Here is a 20,702-nt window from a genome sequence, read left to right on the forward strand (position 1 = left end):
TACCTTTTTTTAGCCAAAAAAAGCATCCAATATTGGATGCTTTTTGTGTTATTATTAGTTTTTATTTTCTAACATGGGTACGAAGCGAAAATCGCCGTGTTCGTGTTTTTCGAACTGGGTTTCATTCAGGCGAATGAGTTCGATCATCGTTTGTTGATCTTCACCAACGGGAATAATAAGACGTCCCCCTACCTTGAGTTGTCCCATTAGTGCTTGAGGAATAAAAGGAGCTCCCGCAGTCACAATAATCGAATCAAAAGGCGCATAATTAGGCAACCCTTTATAGCCATCTCCGAAGGTTAATAGCTTGGCTCGAATCCCTAATTTTGGCAGTAATAAGGAGGTTTTCTTATACAGTTCTAACTGGCGTTCAATGCTGTATACCCTCGCTCCCATAGCGACTAATACGGCGGTTTGATATCCACTTCCCGTTCCAATTTCCAATACCTTATCCTCTGGTTTGACTTGCAATAACTGCGTTTGAAAAGCAACCGTATACGGATGCGAGATCGTCTGACCTGCTCCTATGGGAAAAGCAGTGTTTTGATAGGCAAAATTTTCAAAACTCGAATCTATAAATAAATGTCTAGGAATACGTCTAATTGCCTGAAGTACGGCTTGATCAACAATGCCTTTTTCCTTCAACGCTTCAACCAACTGATTGCGCAATCCCTGATGCTTCGTAGAATCCTTCACAGTATATAAATAATTTACACAAAAGTAACCATTATTTTGATAAAAAGCACCTTTTTAAAACCTTCCAAACAAAGTATTGCAAAAGATTTAAAGCTTAAATTTTACCCATTCCATAAATAAGTTTTATTTTTGTTCAAAATAATTTTTTATGCTTAAAATTGGCGTATTGGGAGCAGGACACTTAGGTAAAATTCACCTGCGTTTGCTCAACCAATCAGAAAAATACGAACTAGTAGGTTTTTATGACCCTTTTGCAGACAATGCAAACAAAGTAGCGCAAGAGTTTGGATATACCAAATTTGACAGCATTGACGAATTAATTCAAGCTGTTGATGTTGTTGATATTGTGACTCCTACACTCTCCCATTTTGACTGTGCAAAGAAAGCCATTGAAGCGGGAAAACACGTTTTTTTAGAAAAACCCATTACTACCACCGTAGCCGAAGCAGAAACCCTGATTGAATTAGCGGAAAAACACCACGTCCTTGGACAAGTAGGACATGTTGAACGCTTTAACCCTGCCTTCGTTGCGATTAGCTCTAAAATTGAAAATCCAATGTTTATCGAAACACACCGCTTGGCCGAATTTAACCCAAGAGGTACGGATGTTCCTGTCGTATTGGATTTAATGATCCACGATTTAGACGCCATCTTAAGTGTGGTACACTCACCCGTAAAACACGTTAGTGCGAGTGGTGTTTCCGTTCTAAGTGAATCACCCGATATCGCCAATGCGCGTATCGAATTCGAAAATGGATGTGTAGCCAATGTAACGGCTAGTAGAATCTCCATGAAAAATATGCGTAAATCTCGCTTCTTTCAACGCGATGCTTATATCTCTGTCGATTATTTAGAGAAAACATGTGAGGTGGTAAAAATGAAAGATGCCCCAGAAACACCAGGCGATTTTGACCTAATCTTACAAAATGCCGAAGGCGTAAAGAAACAAATTTACTACGATAACCCTACGGTTTTACCAAATAATGCTATCTTAGATGAGCTGGAAACCTTCCACGACGCAATTGTTAATAAAACAACGCCAATTGTCACGTTGGAAGATGGTACAAAAGCCCTGAGATTGGCTTATCAGATCATTGAAGCATTCAAAAACTAATTGATAATTAACTCGTAAACACACAAATAACTTATGAAAAATATTGCTGTAATTGGTGCAGGAACAATGGGAAATGGAATTGCTCATACTTTCGCTCAAAAAGGCTTTAAAGTGCTTTTAATCGATATCTCAGAACAAGCGATTGAAAGAGGAATGAACACAATTAGCAAGAATTTAGATCGAATGATTGCCAAAGGTTCTATCACAGAAGCAGACAAAAAAGCAACAATTGAAAATATTATTACCTATACAGAAATTAAAGATGGCGTTGTTAATGCTGATTTAGTTATTGAAGCGGCTACTGAAAATATCAACCTAAAATTGAACATTTTCAAAGAATTAAGCGCAGTTTGTAACGAAGATATCATCTTAGCTTCGAATACGTCTTCTATTTCTATTACGCAAATTGCATCGGTAGTAAAAAACCCAGAACGCGTAATCGGTATGCACTTTATGAACCCTGTGCCTATCATGAAGTTGGTTGAAATCATCCGTGGATACAACACCTCAGATGAGGTAACCAAAGCCATTATGGACTTGTCGTTGAAATTGGACAAAGTGCCTACAGAAGTAAACGATTACCCTGGTTTCGTTGCCAACCGCATCTTAATGCCGATGATCAATGAAGCAATCGAAACCCTATACAATGGCGTAGCGGGTGTAGAAGAAATCGATACCGTTATGAAATTGGGAATGGCTCATCCTATGGGACCTTTACAATTGGCTGACTTCATCGGTTTAGATGTTTGCTTATCAATCTTAAACGTTATGTATGACGGATTTAAAAATCCTAAATACGCACCATGCCCGTTATTAGTGAATATGGTCATGGCTGGTAAATTAGGAGTAAAATCTGGCGAAGGATTTTATGACTACAGCGAAAGCAAAAAAGCAGAAAAAGTGGCGAACATGTTTTCTTAATTGAAAAACAACTAAAATAAACCAGCATAGCAAGACAATCGATATTATTGTCGATTGTCTTATTTTTTGATATCTTATAGTAAAGAATGGCAAAAATAATTCCTTTCCAGGGGATACGCCCCACACGAGATAAAGCTAATTTAGTCACTTGCAGATCTTTTGAAGATTACAATGCAGTTGAATTAGCCTATCTTTTAGACTACAATCCCTTTTCATTCATTCACGTTTTACATCCCGCTTATGTCAACCCTCAAAAGGTTACTAGTGATAAGCGTTTTAAAATGGTGGCTGCTAAATTCAATGATTTTAAAAAGGAAGGCATTCTAACAAAGGAAGAACACCCTGTTTTATATCTCTATCAGATTGAAACAAAAAACTGGAAATTCACCGGTATTGTTGCAGGTACTTGTATCGAAGATTACGAAAATAACATAATCAAACGACATGAAGATACCCTAGAATATCGCGTCAAACTATTCAAAGAGTATTTATACCACAGTCGATTCAATACAGAACCTGTACTCATGATGTATCCTGATAAAGAAAACATCAATAATTGGATCGCCACCTATAAAGAAAACAGACCGATTTACGATTTTACCACCGTGACCAAAGAACGTCACACCATTTGGAAAATCGACGATCAAGCGTGTATAGATTGGCTTTGTAGCGAATTTGACCATATTCCAGAAATGTACATCGCCGACGGCCATCACCGCTTTGCCTCTGCGGCTTTACTCAAACAAGAAAATGGCTTTGAACCGCATTCACACAGCAATACGGTCATGACCTTTCTAATTGCTGAAAACAATATTAAAATATACGAATTCAATCGCATTATTCACGATTTGAATAACCATACCAAAGAAGAATTTTTAGCGTTATTAGGCGAAAAATTCGCTGTAAAAAACAAACAACAACAGCTGTGGAAACCCTCCAAGAAAATGGAATTTGGCATGTACTTGGACGGCGACTTTTACTCGCTAAAACTAAAAGATAAAATAAAAACAGACAACATTTTGATGCAATTAGATGCGCAAATTTTGTATGATGCTGTTTTAAACCCTATCTTGGGATTAGACGATTTAAGAAATGATGCTAGAATTGATTATATCCCTGGAAATGAATCTATTGTAGCTATCAAAGAATTAGTGGATGACGGAGAGTATGAAGTTGGATTTATGCTCTATCCAACCAATGTGCAGGAGATTAAACTCGTCGCAGATAACGATTTAATCATGCCTCCAAAAAGTACCTATATTGAACCCAAGTTCATGAATGGGCTATTAACCTATGAAATTTAAAATTATACGATGATGTCAAGTATTGCTGAGAATCTAAAACGAATTAAAACTAACCTTCCTGAACAAGTGAGTTTAGTAGCTGTTTCTAAAACCAAGCCCAATGCGGCTATTTTAGAAGCATATGAAGCAGGACAAAGAATTTTCGGTGAAAATAAGATACAAGAAATGACGGATAAATATGAGGCTCTACCCAAGGATATTGAGTGGCATATGATTGGACATGTACAGCGCAATAAAGTGAAGTATATGGCGCCGTTTGTAACTTTAATTCACGCGGTGGACAGCCTGCGTTTACTTGTTGAAATCAATAAACAAGCCGAGCGAAACAATCGCGTGATCTCTTGTTTACTCCAGCTATTCATCGCAGATGAAGAAACGAAATTCGGTCTAGATGAAACCGAATTGATGGAAATACTAAACAGTGAGGAGTTTAAATCCCTCAACCATATCAAGATCCAAGGGTTAATGGGAATGGCAACATTTACAGCAAACCAGGATCAAATCAAACGTGAATTTTCTACGCTACACGCGATTTTTGAAAAGGTAAAATCAACCTATAATCACCTACCTAATGTGGCTTGTGAAACGCTTTCTATGGGGATGAGTAACGACTACATCATCGCTATCGAATGCGGAAGTACCTTGGTAAGAATAGGAAGTACCATTTTTGGAGACCGCCATTACGAATTAAACAAATAAGTATACTATTGTACGCAGTTTTAGATATAGAGACCACAGGTGGTCAGTTTAATGAGGAAGGAATAACCGAGATTGCCATCTATAAATTTGATGGACACCAGATTGTAGACCAACTCATTAGCTTAGTCAATCCAGAAAAAGACATACAGCCCTTTGTTGTAAAACTAACAGGGATCAATAGTGCTATGCTGCGCTTAGCACCAAAGTTTTACGAATTAGCTAAGCGGATTATAGAAATTACGGAAGACTGTGTGCTCGTTGCGCACAATGCGTCTTTTGACTACCGCGTCTTGCGCAATGAATTTAGTCGATTGGGGTATGACTTCCAAAAAGATACGCTTTGTACCGTCGAACTAGCACAAAAACTATTGCCCGAAATGCCTTCCTATAGCTTAGGTAAATTAGTGAGAAACCTTGGTATTCCCTTAGCTGATCGACACCGTGCCTATGGAGATGCCTTAGCTACGCTAAAGCTCTTTCAATTGCTCTTGTCCAAAGACACCGAAAAAACAATCCTGACAAGCATGATTAAATCTGATATTAAAACCGGATTTAATCCCAAGTTTTTTGATATTACAGATAATCTTCCTACTTCTGTTGGTATTTACTACATCCACAATGAAGAAGGTCAGATCATCTTTATCGGTAAAAGCCGCAACATCAAGAAAAAGATCATGCAGCATTTTACCAATAATTCTGTGCTTTTCAAAAAGGTACAAAAAGAAACCTATACCGTTACCTTTGAGAAAACAGGAAACGAACTCATAGCGATCTTGAAAGAAGCAGAAGAAATACTCTTAAATACGCCCAAATACAATAAAGTGACCAAAAAGGGAATTTTCCCCTACTCCTTGTATATTAAAACCAACCTCCAAGGTTACTTTTATTTTAGCTTGGAAAAAACAGATGGTCGCAAGAAAAATCACATGGCTTTTACCTCCCTAACGGAAGGTAGAAAATTCATTGATAAAATTACAGCCGAATTTGAACTCCCCTTTTATTTGGACGTACTCCATGAAAAAAAGTCAAAAAAAGTTACAGAAGAAACTTTTTGCACTACATTTGAACTAAACTTCAAAGAGTATAACACACTATTACTAAACCTATTACAACAATACAGTATCGATGAGGGCCATGCGTTAATCCTCGATAAAGGACGTACAATCAAGGAGCGAAGTGCTGTTGTTCTAGAAAATGGAAAATTATTGGGCTATTGTTTTTACGATTTGAATTATCAAATCAACGACCCTGCACGAATCGCAGCCAACCTTACGCCTATTACGTTTCACCGAAACAACAGAAATATTATTCTCAATTATTTGAATAAAAAAACAGGTTATAAATTAATCCATTATTAAAAGTATATACGTTGAGACGCAGACTAAAAAATAAGTGGGATATCCTGAAGCAGAAGATTTATATCATCATCTACGGATCCAATACCTTTGCGGGTAAACTATTCGATTTAGTTTTACTAGCCGTGATTCTGTTGAGTGTGATTTTGGTTATGTTGGAGTCGATTGAGAGCTACGACATGAAGCATCACACCCTATTGAAAGTGTTGGAATGGGTGATTACTATTTTCTTTACTATCGAATACATCCTGCGGATTATTTGTAACAAACAACCGCTCAAATACATTTTTAGCTTTTATGGTATTGTGGATTTGATTTCCATTATGCCGATGTATTTGTCGTTCTTTGTTTCGGACTTAGGTGTATTAGCTGTAGTAAGAGCCTTGCGATTACTTCGTTTATTCGGTATTCTCAACCTCGTGCCTTATATTGGTCAGGAATCCAATTTAAAACTAGCCATTAAAGCCAGCCGAACGAAAATTATCGTTTTTATTTACTTTATCGTTGTCGTTTCTATTTTATTAGGAGCCTTAATGTATGTCATTGAAGGAAAAGACAATGGATTTACTAGTATACCGCGAAGTATCTACTGGTGTATTGTAACCCTAACGACGGTAGGTTATGGGGATATTGCCCCTCAAACTACCATCGGTCAAATGATTGCCTCTTTTATTATGATTATGGGATACGGTATTATCGCGGTACCCACTGGAATCGTAACGGCCGAATTTACTAGCTTGAAACGCAATAAAAGTGTAGATGCTAGACGCAGGAGAACCTGTTCTTCTTGTACAACAACAATTTATGATGATGACGCCAATTATTGCTATAATTGCGGACAAAAATTAGGAGATGTCTTTACCCGATAAAAATAAGTACTTACTGGTCGTTATTGGTCCAACAGCTATTGGAAAAACAGCGTTAGCCATCCGACTTGCTCAACATTTTCAATGTGAAATTTTATCCTGTGATAGCCGTCAATTCTTTAAAGAAATGACATTGGGCACTGCAGTTCCTTCTCCCGAAGAACTCCGTGCTGTACCGCATCACTTTATTCAACATATTAGCATTCGAGATTCCTACTCTGTAGGTGATTTTGAACGCGACGCTATTTCCCTCTTAGATCGCTTATTTGAACGCAATAACGTACAAGTAATGGTCGGTGGATCGGGGCTATACGTCAATGCTGTTCTAGAGGGACTCGATGAGTTTCCTGCTATTGATCCTCGCATTAGAGAAGATCTCAATCAAGCTTTGGAAGAAAAAGGTCTCCCCTATCTTCAAGCCCAATTAAAAGAACTCGATCCTGTTCACTACGAAAAAGTAGCCCTAGACAACCCCCAACGGGTAACCCGTGCCTTAGAAGTGTCGATTGGAACGGGGCAACCCTACTCGAGTTTCTTGGCTAAAAAGAACGTAAAGCGCAATTTTATTCCGATTATCATTGGATTAGAAGCACCGCGTGAAAAGATGTATGAACGCATCAATACACGCGTTGATCTCATGCTCAAGGCAGGTCTTTTAGACGAAGTAAAAGCCTTAGTTCCCGATCAGGAGCTCAATGCACTCCAAACGGTAGGCTATCGCGAACTATTCCATTATTTTAAAGGTAATGGCACATTAGAAGAAGCCGTAGAAGAAATTAAAAAAAATACCCGTCGTTTTGCCAAGAGACAAATCACTTGGTTTAAGCGCACACCAAATGCCACTTGGTATTCCTATCAACAAGATGTTTCATCTATCATTGAAGATATCACCAAGCAAATAAACTAAACCAATATGCCCATTTCTGACCAATTTACCTCCATTCACCAACAGTCTTACGAGATCGATTTCTTCGCCTGTTCTCCTACTGGACACCTGAAGTGGGTGGATTTATGTAAACTCATTCAAAGCGTTTCAGCAGATCATTCAGTATTGGGAGGCATTAGTTTTTGGGATTTAAAAGCACATAACCAAGCCTGGGTACTCAGTAAATTTCGCGTAGAAAAGAAAGCAGAAGAGCTGCCACAATGGCAAGATAAAATAACCATTAGCACCTGGATCGAACGACTAGATGGGGTACGATCCATTCGAAATTTTGAAGTTTTCCTTGGAGAACAACTCATCGCTGTTGCTTCCTCCCTTTGGGTGATTATCAATACGGAACGCCGTAGACCTGAACTCATCGCTTTACCCCATGAACACTTTATCAAATTCACGGATAAAAAGGTAACGCATACCGATTTTGCTAAATTATACAAAGGAGACTACCACAAAATCGACCAACTCCGCGTCAAACTATCCGATTTGGATATGGTTAAACACGTAACCAATATCAAGTATCTAGAATGGTGTATCGATGCCGCCTTTTCTTGCCAAGAAGCAGTAGATAAAATACAGGTGATCGATATGCACTTTTTGAAAGAAACTCACATAAACGCAGCATGCGATGTACTCTTCCTCCAAGAAGAGAATCAAATGCACTTCCAAATTACGACGCAAGATATCGTTCACTTTTATTGCTTGATGGAATTGGGTGAATAGTGAATAGTGAATAGTAGAGATGGGAAACCGAAACGCAGTGTAGGTCCATCAAACACCAAAACAAAATGTAAACTAGGTGAGATAGATGAGAAATGAAAGAATTCTCTAGATAGATTAAATCCTCAAAAAACAAGGCTTTTTTGGATGAGATTTGCACTTTGTGAAGTTATCAATTTAATAAAAACTTCTCGCCATTCTTTTTTACATCTTGCTACTCACACTTAGTGTGTCACCTCGACGTAGGAGAGGTCGCATCTTTCACGTCCATAATACAGGAGAAGAGAAATGAAGATTCGTAATGCGTGATGGAACAATAGCCAAACAACGAAGAGCAAAGAACAAAATAAAAACAACAAAAAGGGATTCCTATATTAGAAATCCCTTTTTTTATTTAGAAAATTTTATTCATTCACTACTCACCATTTACCACTCACTAAACAATAAAAACTACCAAACGAACATAGGGCGCTCAGCCATCATTTCATTTACTTGGTCCGCTACCTCTTCGATTACTGCCTCATCCGTATGGTTTGTGATTACTTGATCGATTAAAGCAACGATGGTATCCATATCTGCTTCTACTAAACCTCGTGTTGTGATTGCAGGTGTTCCGATGCGGATTCCTGAAGTTACAAATGGCGATTTATCATCAAAAGGAACCATGTTTTTATTTACAGTGATTTCAGCTTTTACCAACGCTTGTTCAGCGTCTTTTCCTGAAATATTTTTGTTTCTCAAGTCGATCAACATCATGTGGTTATCTGTACCTCCAGAAATGATATTGTATCCTCTTTTTACAAATGCCTCTGCCATTGCTTTAGCATTTTTCTGTACTTGTAACATATAAGTAAAGAACTCGTCAGACAACGCTTCGCCGAAAGCTACTGCTTTTGCTGCGATGATGTGCATCAAAGGTCCCCCTTGATTCCCTGGGAATACAGCGCTATCCAATAGAGCAGACATCATGCGTACTTCTCCTTTTGGCGTTGTTAAACCGAATGGATTAGGGAAGTCTTTTCCAATTAGGATCATTCCTCCACGTGGTCCACGTAGTGTTTTGTGCGTAGTTGTTGTGATAATGTGACAGTGTGGCACAGGATCATTCATCAACCCCTTTGCGATTAATCCTGCAGGGTGAGAAATATCCGCCATTAAAAGGGCTCCAACGCTATCTGCGATTTCTCTAAAGCGTTTGAAATCCATATCACGAGAATAAGCAGAAGCACCAGCAATGATTAACTTCGGTTGCTCTCTCTTCGCTATTTCCTCGATTTTATCGTAGTTTAATAAACCTGTTTCTTGCTCTACACCATAAAACACTGGATTATACAATTTTCCAGAAAAATTCACGGGTGATCCGTGTGTTAGGTGTCCTCCGTGAGATAAATCAAATCCTAAGATCTTATCTCCTGGCTTTAAACAAGCCGAAAAAACAGCGGTATTCGCTTGTGATCCAGAGTGAGGTTGAACATTGACATATTCAGCACCAAAAAGAGCTTTTGCACGGTCGATAGCAATTTGCTCTACCACGTCTACTACTTCACATCCGCCGTAGTAACGTTTATTCGGGTAACCCTCTGCGTATTTATTAGTTAAACAAGAACCAGCTGCTTCCATGGTTTGCTCACTCACAAAGTTTTCAGAGGCAATTAGCTCAATACCGTGTACTTGTCTATCCCCTTCCTCTACGATTAAGTCGAAAATTTCTGTATCTCTTCTCATTCTGAATTGTATATTTCGTTAAATTGACTTCAAATGTACAAAATTCGTTTGTTAATTTGCCCTATAATTATATATTTGATAAAACTATTCATTCAACTAATTAAGCAATAAATATGATGATTACGGCAAATGATCCGAAAAGAGAATCTTGGTTAGAAGTTCAGGCACAATCTGACTTCCCGATCCAAAACATTCCTTTTGGGGTTTTTATTACGAAAGATGATATTGTAACAATTGGAACTCGTATTGGCGACCATGCTATCGATTTAAGTGCGCTACAAATGTTAGGCTATTTGAAGGGAATTGATCTAACAGACGATGTGTTTTTACAAGACAATCTCAATGATTTCATTTCAAGTGGAAAAAAAACATGGCGTGCAGTTCGAAACAGAATCGCAGATATCTTTGACAAAAAAAATCCCGCCTTACAAAACAACACCAAACACAGAGAAGCTGTTATTTTTAAAATAGACGAGGTAGAAATGCAACTACCCGTGTATATTGGAGATTATACGGACTTCTATTCCAGCAAGGAGCACGCGACCAATGTGGGTAAAATGTTTAGAGATCCTGCGAATGCTTTGTTGCCCAATTGGCTCCATATTCCAGTCGGTTACCACGGAAGAAGTTCAACGGTTGTTCCTTCGGGAATCAACGTAAAACGCCCAGCAGGGCAAACGTTGCCTAAAGGAGAATCACAACCTGTTTTTGGTCCATCCAAACGCATTGACTTCGAATTAGAAACCGCTTTTATTACCACAGATGCCAATCTATTTGGTGAAAGTATTCCCGTAGATCAGGCAGAAGATCACATTTTCGGTATGGTTTTGCTAAATGACTGGAGTGCACGTGATATTCAAACATGGGAATACGTGCCTTTAGGCCCCTTCTTAGCTAAAAACTTTGCGACGTCTATTTCGCCTTGGGTAATTACTTTAGATGCCTTAGAACCCTTTAGAACAGCTAGTCCAAAGCAAGAACCAACACCGCTGGCCTACCTACAACAAACAGGTAACAAAACCTTTGATATCAACTTGGAGGTTTACCTTCAACCAGAAAATGGAACGGATACCCTAATTTGCGAATCTAACTTCAAATACTTGTATTGGACCATGAGTCAGCAATTAGCTCACCATACCATCAATGGTTGTAAGATTAACGCAGGTGATTTAATGGGATCAGGAACAATTTCAGGCCCTACACCCAACAGCTTTGGTTCTTTACTTGAGTTGACCTGGGCAGGTGCAAATCCACTTACTTTAGCAGATGGTAGCACCCGTACCTTTATCGAGGATTACGACACCATCACCATGAAGGGCTATTGTCAAAACAACGACATCCGCATCGGTTTTGGAGAGGTAAGAAGTATGTTACTCCCTTCCACCACTACCATGAAATAAAATAACGAAATAAAACCAAACTGTTTAATAAGCGTTACAAGATAGAACCTCATCTAATTTTAGGTGAGGTTTTTTTGTGAATATTGCCTTGATTGTCGCTGTTTATATTACGATGACACGAGATGTTTTAATCAACTCCCCCCCTATTATTGCCCTGCTTAATGGTATTCTATTTTTTCAAATGCAAAAAAACCTAGGCAAGTTGAAAATAACCCGAAATTCCCCCTTCCGTTTTCTTCCACTTTTTGGAAAAAAGAGTTCTTTTCCATTATTTTCCAAAACAATAAACCACAACAAACTGAAATTCACTATTTTGAAGCAAACAAGAAAAGTACTTGTAAAGGGTTTGTAAGGGGATTGTTAATACGTACAAGGGTTTTAGGCCATTTTACCAATGTTACCCTTTACAAACCCTTTACAAACCCCTTACGATCCCTTTTGTACAAAACAATAGAGGGTGACCTTTTGGGACACCCTCTATTGTTTGCCAAATCCCATCTTTCTTACTCCTTTTTTGTAGGCGTTACGCGAACTTCGAATAAACAAATGCACCAAAATTGATTATTTTAAAATCACATTTTAAATCCTGCACAACCTCTTCCATAAATCGCAGCTTTTTCGTATTTTTACCTTTTAATTCATTCGGTGCTATGTCAAAAGTAATTTTATCCTTACAAAATGTAAATGTTTACCAAAATAAACATCAGGTCTTATCCAATGTAAACCTAGAAGTGAACAAAGGAGAATTCCTTTATGTCATTGGTAAAACAGGAGCTGGAAAGAGTAGTTTTATGAAAACACTTTATGCCGACTTAGCCCTAACAGAAGGGGAAGGAACAATTGTCGACTATGATTTACGCCAATTGAAAGAGCGCGATATTCCTTTTTTGAGACGCTCTTTGGGTATTGTATTTCAAGACTTTAAGCTATTACCTGATCGCACCGTTTACGGAAATCTACAATTTGCCTTAAAAGCAACGGGATGGACCGAACAAGAAGCAATTAAAAGACGTATCGAAGAGGTATTAGAACGCGTGGGAATGCTCTCTCATATTCAAAAAATGCCCCATCAACTCTCTGGTGGTGAACAACAGCGTATTGCCATTGCTCGTGCCTTATTAAACGATCCGGATCTTATCCTTGCGGATGAGCCAACGGGAAACTTAGATCCACAAACGAGTTCAGAAGTCATGGAGTTACTTTTAGAAATTAATAAAAATGGCCGTACCATCATTATGGTTACCCATGATTATGCCCTATTATTAAAATATCCAGCAAAAACACTAAAATGTGATGACGGTTCTCTTTTTGAAGTGATACACCGCACATCCTAATCAGCTATGCTATCCATTGCAATACCCGTTTACAATCACAATATTCTACCTTTAGTAGAGCGATTACATCGCGAAGCATCTTCCCTAAACATTTCCTTTGAAATTTTGGTCTGTGACGATGCTTCAACAGCGGTAGTTCCAAATCAAAGTATCACGCGTTTTTCCCATACGCGTTTCTTGCAAAACTCCGTTAATCAGCATGTAGCTTATACGCGAAATCGACTGCTACAAGAAGCGCAATATCCTTGGATCTTACTGCTGGATGCAGATGTTTTTCCCCAATCGGAAACGTTCATCCAAACGTATATTCATCAACGAAATAACGGATTTTTTTTTCAAGGAGGATTTACCTATCCCACTAAAAATCCCACTGACAATCAATCCCTTCGATTGACTTATGGTCAAACCATTGAACAACACAAACACCTACATTCTTGTTGTAACCTCTTTTTTAATCAACGGGAACTACAGCTACAATTTGATGAAACCATAACGGAATATGGCTATGAAGACACCTTATTCTTCCTCAATCTAGCAAAACGAGAGATTAAAGTCACTCGATTGAATAACCCTGTAATTCACTTTAGTACAGAATCCAACCAAACCTACCTAGAGCGCAGCAAACAAGCTTGTTGGGGGTTAGCGAACCTCATTCAACTAGGGAAGATACAAACTGACGAGGTACAACTGAGTCGCATATATCACCAACTACAACACTGCCATTTTACTTTTGTCCTATCAATTGTAGACACACTCCTTGGTTCGTATATTCAACGCAATCTCTTGGGTAAAAAGCCCTCTATGACTGGATTTAAGTGGTTTAAACTGCTTGAATATCACAAGGCTAGCCAAGGGATTCAAAAAAGCTAATCCACTGTTGTAAAACTAGCGGTTTAGCATAAGGTGCTATTGATTTTTTGGCGTGTTCACCAAACTGTTCTACTAGTTTTGCGTCTTGCATAAAAATACCACAACAATGCAACATCAACTGTTCTTGATCTGGTGGAATTAAATAGCCATTGTGACCGTGTTGAATCAAATCAGCAGGTCCGTAATCCACATCAAAAGCAACAACAGGTAAACCAAGTACCATAGCCTCTAAGAAAGCCATGGGCATTCCTTCCATTTTTGACGTATGCAATAGAAACGCACTGGCTTGTAGTTCGCGATTTACCTCCTCTACTTCTCCTTTCCAAATGACAGCTGCATCGGCTAATTCTTTTAAATGGTCAACATAATTCGCTTCTCCTGTGCCACAGATCACCAACTTCCAATGGGGATAAATACGGTGGATTTGCTTCCAAAGACGCAGCATCACTTCGTAATTCTTTTCAGGGACTAAACGACCAACTGCAATCACTTGTTTACTAGTGGATAATGCTCCTTCTTGGGGTAAAGTATCTGTTTCAATCCAGTTGGGAATAACCTGTATATTGGGGTGTTTCCAATCGCGTTTTGTGCTTTCATTTAGTACAATGAGCCCCGTAAAACGCTTGCTCAGCGCCAAGGTAATTCGATCGACAACCCATCGCTTGATTTTGGATGCAATAGGAGATAATAAAAAATGACGAGATCCGTGAACCTCAAAATACAGTGGTACAGCTGTCTTTAAAAAATAAGAAGCAAAATAACCTTTGATCCCATTATCTACCACAACAAGAAGATCCGGTTGAAAAGCGTTAATTCCTTGTTGTTGAACGAATGCATAAAAGTTTCGCATCTGTCTCACTGTGCGTATCGAATGGGGATAAAACTCCCATTGTACATGGTCATCAAAGGAATAAAACGGCTGTTGCTGTTTATCATTGGTGGAGATAATCTTCACTTGATGTCCCAACTCCACAAAAGCCCTTGTTTTTTGACTGAGTATACGAGCCACTCCACCTCCACCTGTAATAGAAGTAGCAAGATAGAGTATATTTAATTTTTTGAATTCCATAGGTTTACATACTGATTAGCCACTGTATTACAATCGTGAACTTCGCGAACAAACTGTTGGGCACGTTGTCCTATTTTAGCAATAACGGCTCTATTTTCGATCAGATAGCTCAACTTCTCGACTAAATAGGTCACGTCGGGTTTCGCTTCCATACACACCTCCTCTGCTTGCAGTTTATAATGTGCGAGAAATTCATCATTTGCTCCTGTAAAAACAACTTTTCCTTGAGCCATGGCTTCGAGTGCATTATATCCCTGATCTTTAGAGAATACTTGATCCAAAACAATCGTTGCTCTTTGCTGCGCCAATTGATACGCTTGATAAGGCAACTGTTCTGCTATGATAATATCTATTTGATCACTGTATCGTTGTTCAATCTGCTGTAGGGCAGCTTCAAAAAAGGCAATTCCCTTTTGATGGTAATTCCCTCTATTAATCCCTAAAAAGATACACAGTTTACCTGATTCAGGTCCTTCAATTAGCGGATAATTCGGTATGATAACTGGGTGTGGAATTAATCCCAAATACTTAGGATGTTGCTTATTGGGGTTTACATAATCCATATCACTCGCAATAATCCCCTGACAATGAGCCAAAATCAGCTGTTGGGTTTGGATCACCCCTTTTTGACGGTACACATCAACATAGGCATACTGGCGCTTTAGCTTAGGATTGGCAAATAAGGGTTGAAAGAGCGATAGTTCTTCTTGGTGCGTAGTCAAATAATGAAATCCGTGGACATCAATACCACAGGAAAGCAAAAACATCTTTTTATTTTGAGTTAACAGCTGCTTTATCAAGCGTTTTTCCCATGGAGCAATCGTTTGAATTGGACGGTCATTAATCAGTTGTACAACGTCAAAATTCTTCAATTGCTTCCAGTGTTGTTGGGCTCTCCATCCTTTTTCAACTTCAGCAATATCCCAACGAAAGACCTTGTGAATAGCCTTGCGAAAAAAAGTGCCCCATCGACTACTCGTCCATTGGGGACGAATGGAGAGATCGACCTGTAAATTTTTGAATTTATCGCCATCACCGAGCAAAACGACTTCCTTCACCTTGGGGTGTTGTATTAGTCCCTTTTTCAAGGCAGAATGTAATCCACTATAATCCCCAATTAAAAGTATTCTCATTATCTTAGCCGTGATTTGTTCAAATGTACGTTTATCTTTTTATGTCTCAAAAGAAAATAAAAATAGCCCTAGTAGGTGATACCCTTGCTCATGGTGGGGCTGAACGCATTCACAGCACCCTTTCCCTCTGCTTAGAACAGGAAGGTTACGACGTACACAATATTGTCAATCTAGATGAGATCACTTATCCATATGGGGGTGTATTATACAATTTAGGCGTACACAAATCGCCGCGTTTTTCCATCCGAAATAAGTGGAAGCGCTATCGCCTTTTTCACAACTACCTCAAAGCAAATACCTTTGATTATGTTCTTGACTTTCGAACGCGAAGTAAACCACTCACAGAAGTTCTACTCCAGTATTTGGTTTTTGATTCAACCTATATTCCGACGATTCACAGTGCTGAACTTTCTTGGTACTTTACGACTCGTCGCTTTTGGGGCAAACGCCTTTACAAGAGATCCAAACAAATCGTCTGTGTGAGTCAGGCTATTACGGACCAAGTCAAAGCGATTTACGGGTATGAGCAGGTTATGACCATCCACAATCCCATTACAATAGACCACATACGCGAACAAGCCACGCATCCTCATCCTTTCCAAGGAATGCAGTATATTGTTGCTTGTGGACGCATGGATACTGATAGTAAGCAATTTGATCGTCTGATTGACATCTACAGTCAAAGTCAACTACCTCATGAAAGTATTCACTTGGTTATTTTAGGTGAAGGCCAATATAAGCCCGAATTGGAACAGTTGGCAGCTATACATCAACTCGCGGACCAGATTCACTTCCCTGGTTTTTGTGCCAATCCCTTTGCTGTTTTCAAAGGCGCACTGTTTTTTGTACACAGCAGTCGTTTGGAAGGTTTTCCGACCGTATTGCTCGAGGCTTTAGCCTGCGAAATTCCAGTAATTAGTTTTGATTGTCCGACAGGACCCCGTGAAATCATCCAAGATCAGCACAACGGATTGCTCCTTGAGAATCAGGACTTCGAAGCTTTAAAAAAAGCAATGGAACTACTAGCATTCAACAGCGAACTGCGTCATAAACTCAAACAGAACACCTTGTCTTCTGCTTATGCCTTTGATCTAGCAACCATTAAACAGCACTGGTTAAACCTCTTGCGTTAAGCCGCGTGAGGCTAAAAATAAATCATACGATCGAATGTAATCCCTTTCATCATATACGCCTGAATTGACAGCTAAACAAACTGTTCCCTGCTCAAAATTATCCAATACACTCCAAATACCTGGTTGCAGAATCAATCCTATGGTAGGGTCTTCCAAGCGTACTTTTCGCTTCTGTATGCCATCGTCAAGCGTTACTTCAAAACTTCCGTTTATAGCAAAGAGTATCGTTGTTTGCTGTTTGTGTGCATGTCCTCCTCTATTTTTATCTTGGGGCACGCCATAAATAAAAAACAAGCGCTTCATTTCAAAGGGGATCGTTTCCTCCTGAATAACCGCGAGATTTCCTCTCTCGTCCATTATCTGAGGAACGACAATTTCACTACAATCAAAGATGCTGTACTTTTTCATTTATGTTAAGCTGTTTTTAGACTCTGAACGGCTAAAATACCAAGAAAAATAGACAACTAAAACACAACTGTAAATTATATAAGCTAAAGTGTGGCCTAACGTAGCGGCTTCTATGTTAAAATATGGAATCAAGAAATAGGTAAACCCATAGAAACAGCTAAAAAATAGCGTTTCACAGATCAAATAGGGCCAAACCAAGCGTTCAGTATAAAACAGCAAGCCGTAAATCAGCCCTGCACCTTTGATAAAATCACCTACCAATTGCCAGTGGAGTAAATCTACCATCGGACTAAAACTGTGGTCGAAGATCAGGGGAATCATCCAACTACGCGTAAAATAAACCACGAGCAATCCCATGGCAAACAAGGGTAATACCCCTTTAAAATACAAGCGTATCACGGCTTTCTTTTCCGTATAATCCTTGACTTGAGCTAATTTAGGCAAGAAATAAGTAAAAGCTAAAGTGGTGATAAACAACATATAAATGCTGGATATTCGTTGAATACCTTCCCATAGTCCCGCTAGTTCCACTCCTGTGTGTTTCATCAATAATTTGCGCACCCACAACAGACACAGTGGGCTAACAACAGCTGAAAACAGCGCCATGATTGCATAGGAAAATAAGGGTTTAATTAGCGAAAAATCAAACGGTTGCCACTGTAACTTTAGTTCATTTTTCACCCAGTAAAGCGATATAAAAAACAGAACAGCCGGACTAATGACCATAGCCAATAAGGCACCATTCAACCCTTGATTGTACACCAAATAAAACGTAATCAGCAACCCTGATATATTGCCAATAACATTGAGATAAATAACCTTTTTAAACTGAGATAATCCCGTCAAAAAAGCGACCCAAATACCATTGAGTACCTGTAAGGGAAAGGCAAATCCTAGGCATATAAATAGGCTGGGCATGGAAAAGGCCTCTTCGAATAAGTAGTGATTCAATTCATTGCGAAACAGGAGAATAAGCAAAGACACCACAAGCAACACGCCTAACATAAAGCGCAACAAAACATTGATAAATCGCTCAATCAACGCCTTATCCTCCCGATGAGACGCTACATATTGTACAATGCCGTTGGCAAAACCAAAAGAAGTAAAAGCCTCCATGGAGGCCAACATATTGCGTAGGTTTCCCATATACGCCATACCCGAAGCACCAACAAATAAAGCCAAAAGCTTAGCAGAACACAAGGCTGTAACCAAACGCACCACAATGCCTATCGTATTGAGAAGGGCAACGGTAGTGAATTCACTTTTCTTATATTTCTGCCAGATTTCTCTTATCATTAATAGGCATTTATTGCATCGATAATTTGCGTCACTTCTTCGTCTGTAAGTATGGGTGACATAGGTATACTAACGACCTCTTGATGAATTAGTTCGGTAATGGGCAATTGCAGGTAACTAAATTCACTCAAAGCGGGTTGCTGATGAGGGGGTATAGGATAATGTATAAGCGTTTGTATCCCCTTTGCCAACAAATAACGCTGAAAGTGTTCACGTTCAGCTACGCGTACTACAAATAAATGGAAATTATGCGCACCATCAGAAGAAAGATGAGGCAAAATAATTTTTATATTCTTAATCTCACGGATATAGCGATAGGCAATATGCAAACGCTTTTGATTATCGCGATCTAGATCAGGAAGTTTTAAATTCAACAAGGCTGCTTGTACTTCATCCAAACGCGAATTAAACCCCTTGTACTTATTTTGATACTTGATGTGAGAACCATAGTTGCGAGTTGCGCGAATAACCTCTACTAAATCCAAGTGATTGGTTGTGATTGCTCCTCCATCGCCTATACAACCTAAATTTTTACTTGGATAAAAACTAAAGGCCGCAGCATCGCCAAAAGCACCTGCTTTAACGCCTTTAAAACTCGTCCCATGCGCTTGTGCTGCATCCTCAATCAACAGTAACCCACGGTCGTGGCAATAGTGTTTGATCTTATCCATTTCATACACTTGTCCATACAAATGCACAACTAAAACTGCTTTTGTCGAAGCCGTCATCGCATAGGTGATTCCACTCAAATCGAGGGTATAACTATCTAAATTTGGCTCTGCAAATACGGGATTTAATCCACAATCTAACAAAGCTAAAATTGTAGCTATATACGTATTGGCAGGTACCAAAACATCATCCCCTACACTAAGTTTCCCCAATTTGATGTATCCATCAAAAATGAGTTTTAACGCATCCAATCCATTCCCCACACCAACACAAAAGGACGTTCCACAATAGGCTGCAAAACGCTCTTCGAAAGTGACTACCTCATGGCCAAGTACATAGATTCCATCGTGGAAAACTTGCTTTATTTTTTGCAGATAAGCGGCTTCATACGCTTGATTGATCTGCTGTAAATCTAAAAATGCTATCATGGAGGGTTGTTGGATTTGAAAGGTAAATATAGTTTTTTTTTGTGGTATTTGGTGTTTGGCTTTTATCTCACCTAGTTTATATTTGTTTTGGTGTTCGATGAACCTTCACTGTGTTTCGGTTTGATGTTTGGCTTTTGTGTGCTTTGTTCGTTGTGCTTTGCCCGAACTGTAAATCGTTAACAAAAAAAGCCCTACTCGTAAGTAGGGCTTTAACTATATTAAGTAAGAATAATCTGATTTGACAAACGTTTCTTATTTTACTCTATTAACGATAGCTGCGAAAGCTTCAGGGTGATTTGTAGCTAAATCTGCAAGAACTTTACGGTTCAATTCGATGTTATTAGCTTTCAATTTACCGATGAATACAGAATAGCTTAATCCGTGTAATCTTGCACCAGCGTTGATACGCATAATCCAAAGTGAACGGAAATTTCTTTTCTTTTGTTTTCTATCACGGTAAGCATAAAGCATTGCTTTTTCTACCGCGTTTTTAGCTACTGTCCAAACGTTTTTACGTCTTCCAAAGTAACCTTTGGCTTGCTTCAAAATTCTTTTTCTTCTTGCTCTTGAAGCTACTGAGTTTACTGATCTTGCCATTTCTTTACAAGTGTTTTTTGTAGTGGGC

The 20,702-nt window shown here is 38.9% G+C and carries 20 protein-coding genes; 12 read left to right on the plus strand and 8 right to left on the minus strand.

The genetic code is table 11. The features are described 5' to 3' along the window. Window positions 1-54 precede the first annotated feature (54 nt). Window positions 55-696: a protein-L-isoaspartate(D-aspartate) O-methyltransferase gene (locus ACPDHL_RS01975; protein WP_430531125.1), complete on the minus strand. Its 642-nt coding sequence runs from the start codon at window positions 694-696 to the stop codon at window positions 55-57. Window positions 697-844: 148 nt separating this feature from the next. On the opposite strand from ACPDHL_RS01975, the gene ACPDHL_RS01980 reads away from it, so the two are divergent. From ACPDHL_RS01980 to ACPDHL_RS02015, 8 genes are all read left to right on the plus strand, one after another. Next, complete coding sequence (locus ACPDHL_RS01980; RefSeq protein ID WP_430531126.1) at window positions 845-1,810, plus strand: Gfo/Idh/MocA family protein; 966 nt, start codon at window positions 845-847, stop codon at window positions 1,808-1,810. A 33-nt stretch (window positions 1,811-1,843) separates the two neighbouring features. Further along, the gene (locus ACPDHL_RS01985) at window positions 1,844-2,731 is read left to right on the plus strand and encodes a 3-hydroxyacyl-CoA dehydrogenase family protein (protein ID WP_430531127.1); all 888 of its coding nucleotides are present in this window, start codon (window positions 1,844-1,846) and stop codon (window positions 2,729-2,731) included. 86 nt (window positions 2,732-2,817) lie between these two features. Beyond that, a complete protein-coding gene (locus ACPDHL_RS01990) occupies window positions 2,818-4,035 on the plus strand; it encodes a DUF1015 domain-containing protein (protein ID WP_430531128.1) in 1,218 nt (405 codons plus the stop codon). Between the two features lie 12 nt (window positions 4,036-4,047). Beyond that, on the plus strand, window positions 4,048-4,734 hold the full coding sequence (locus tag ACPDHL_RS01995) for a YggS family pyridoxal phosphate-dependent enzyme (RefSeq protein WP_430531258.1): 687 nt from the start codon (window positions 4,048-4,050) through the stop codon (window positions 4,732-4,734). Window positions 4,735-4,742: 8 nt separating this feature from the next. Beyond that, complete coding sequence (locus tag ACPDHL_RS02000; protein WP_430531129.1) at window positions 4,743-6,092, plus strand: exonuclease domain-containing protein; 1,350 nt, start codon at window positions 4,743-4,745, stop codon at window positions 6,090-6,092. Between the two features lie 11 nt (window positions 6,093-6,103). Then, window positions 6,104-6,958, plus strand: a complete 855-nt coding sequence (locus tag ACPDHL_RS02005) for an ion transporter (RefSeq protein ID WP_430531130.1) — start codon at window positions 6,104-6,106, stop codon at window positions 6,956-6,958. Further along, complete coding sequence (gene miaA / locus ACPDHL_RS02010; RefSeq protein ID WP_430531131.1) at window positions 6,942-7,862, plus strand: tRNA (adenosine(37)-N6)-dimethylallyltransferase MiaA; 921 nt, start codon at window positions 6,942-6,944, stop codon at window positions 7,860-7,862. The genes ACPDHL_RS02005 and miaA overlap by 17 nt, the downstream gene beginning before the upstream one ends. 6 nt (window positions 7,863-7,868) lie before the next feature. Continuing rightward, on the plus strand, window positions 7,869-8,615 hold the full coding sequence (locus tag ACPDHL_RS02015; RefSeq protein ID WP_430531132.1) for an acyl-[acyl-carrier-protein] thioesterase: 747 nt from the start codon (window positions 7,869-7,871) through the stop codon (window positions 8,613-8,615). A 447-nt stretch (window positions 8,616-9,062) separates the two neighbouring features. Here ACPDHL_RS02015 and glyA read toward each other — a convergent pair whose 3' ends face one another. Continuing rightward, window positions 9,063-10,337: a serine hydroxymethyltransferase gene (glyA, locus tag ACPDHL_RS02020; protein WP_430531133.1), complete on the minus strand. Its 1,275-nt coding sequence runs from the start codon at window positions 10,335-10,337 to the stop codon at window positions 9,063-9,065. Between the two features lie 113 nt (window positions 10,338-10,450). Between glyA and fahA the strand changes: the two genes are divergently transcribed. The 3 genes from fahA (at window position 10,451) to ACPDHL_RS02035 (ending at window position 13,941) form a co-directional block, all read left to right on the plus strand. Then, window positions 10,451-11,737, plus strand: coding sequence for a fumarylacetoacetase (fahA, locus tag ACPDHL_RS02025; RefSeq protein WP_430531134.1), 1,287 nt, complete (start codon window positions 10,451-10,453; stop codon window positions 11,735-11,737). Window positions 11,738-12,387: 650 nt separating this feature from the next. After that, complete coding sequence (locus ACPDHL_RS02030) at window positions 12,388-13,071, plus strand: cell division ATP-binding protein FtsE (protein WP_430531135.1); 684 nt, start codon at window positions 12,388-12,390, stop codon at window positions 13,069-13,071. Between the two features lie 6 nt (window positions 13,072-13,077). After that, a complete protein-coding gene (locus ACPDHL_RS02035) occupies window positions 13,078-13,941 on the plus strand; it encodes a glycosyltransferase family 2 protein (protein WP_430531136.1) in 864 nt (287 codons plus the stop codon). On the opposite strand, the gene ACPDHL_RS02040 is transcribed toward ACPDHL_RS02035, so the two are convergent. Then, window positions 13,916-15,010 carry a glycosyltransferase gene (locus ACPDHL_RS02040; RefSeq protein WP_430531137.1) on the minus strand — a complete coding sequence of 365 codons (1,095 nt, stop codon included), beginning with the start codon at window positions 15,008-15,010 and terminating at the stop codon, window positions 13,916-13,918. The genes ACPDHL_RS02035 and ACPDHL_RS02040 overlap by 26 nt on opposite strands. Next, window positions 14,992-16,143, minus strand: a complete 1,152-nt coding sequence (locus ACPDHL_RS02045) for a glycosyltransferase (protein WP_430531138.1) — start codon at window positions 16,141-16,143, stop codon at window positions 14,992-14,994. Before ACPDHL_RS02045 ends, ACPDHL_RS02040 begins: the two co-directional genes overlap by 19 nt. Before the next feature lie 41 nt (window positions 16,144-16,184). Between ACPDHL_RS02045 and ACPDHL_RS02050 the strand changes: the two genes are divergently transcribed. Next, on the plus strand, window positions 16,185-17,276 hold the full coding sequence (locus tag ACPDHL_RS02050) for a glycosyltransferase (RefSeq protein ID WP_430531139.1): 1,092 nt from the start codon (window positions 16,185-16,187) through the stop codon (window positions 17,274-17,276). Here ACPDHL_RS02050 and ACPDHL_RS02055 read toward each other — a convergent pair. The 4 genes from ACPDHL_RS02055 to rplT all read right to left on the minus strand — a co-directional run bounded on the left by ACPDHL_RS02055 (window position 17,259) and on the right by rplT (window position 20,674). Further along, window positions 17,259-17,684: a sugar 3,4-ketoisomerase gene (locus ACPDHL_RS02055; protein WP_430531140.1), complete on the minus strand. Its 426-nt coding sequence runs from the start codon at window positions 17,682-17,684 to the stop codon at window positions 17,259-17,261. The two genes, ACPDHL_RS02050 and ACPDHL_RS02055, sit on opposite strands and share 18 nt — an antisense overlap. Beyond that, a complete protein-coding gene (locus ACPDHL_RS02060; protein WP_430531141.1) occupies window positions 17,685-18,980 on the minus strand; it encodes an O-antigen translocase in 1,296 nt (431 codons plus the stop codon). Beyond that, a complete protein-coding gene (locus ACPDHL_RS02065; RefSeq protein ID WP_430531142.1) occupies window positions 18,980-20,077 on the minus strand; it encodes a DegT/DnrJ/EryC1/StrS family aminotransferase in 1,098 nt (365 codons plus the stop codon). Before ACPDHL_RS02065 ends, ACPDHL_RS02060 begins: the two co-directional genes overlap by 1 nt. Window positions 20,078-20,329: 252 nt before the next feature. Then, the gene (rplT, locus tag ACPDHL_RS02070) at window positions 20,330-20,674 is read right to left on the minus strand and encodes a 50S ribosomal protein L20 (protein WP_430531143.1); all 345 of its coding nucleotides are present in this window, start codon (window positions 20,672-20,674) and stop codon (window positions 20,330-20,332) included. Between the last annotated feature and the right edge of the window lie 28 nt (window positions 20,675-20,702).

Origin of the sequence: Myroides sp. C15-4 (genome assembly GCF_050522745.1) — a bacterium.
GTDB lineage: Bacteria > Bacteroidota > Bacteroidia > Flavobacteriales > Flavobacteriaceae > Flavobacterium.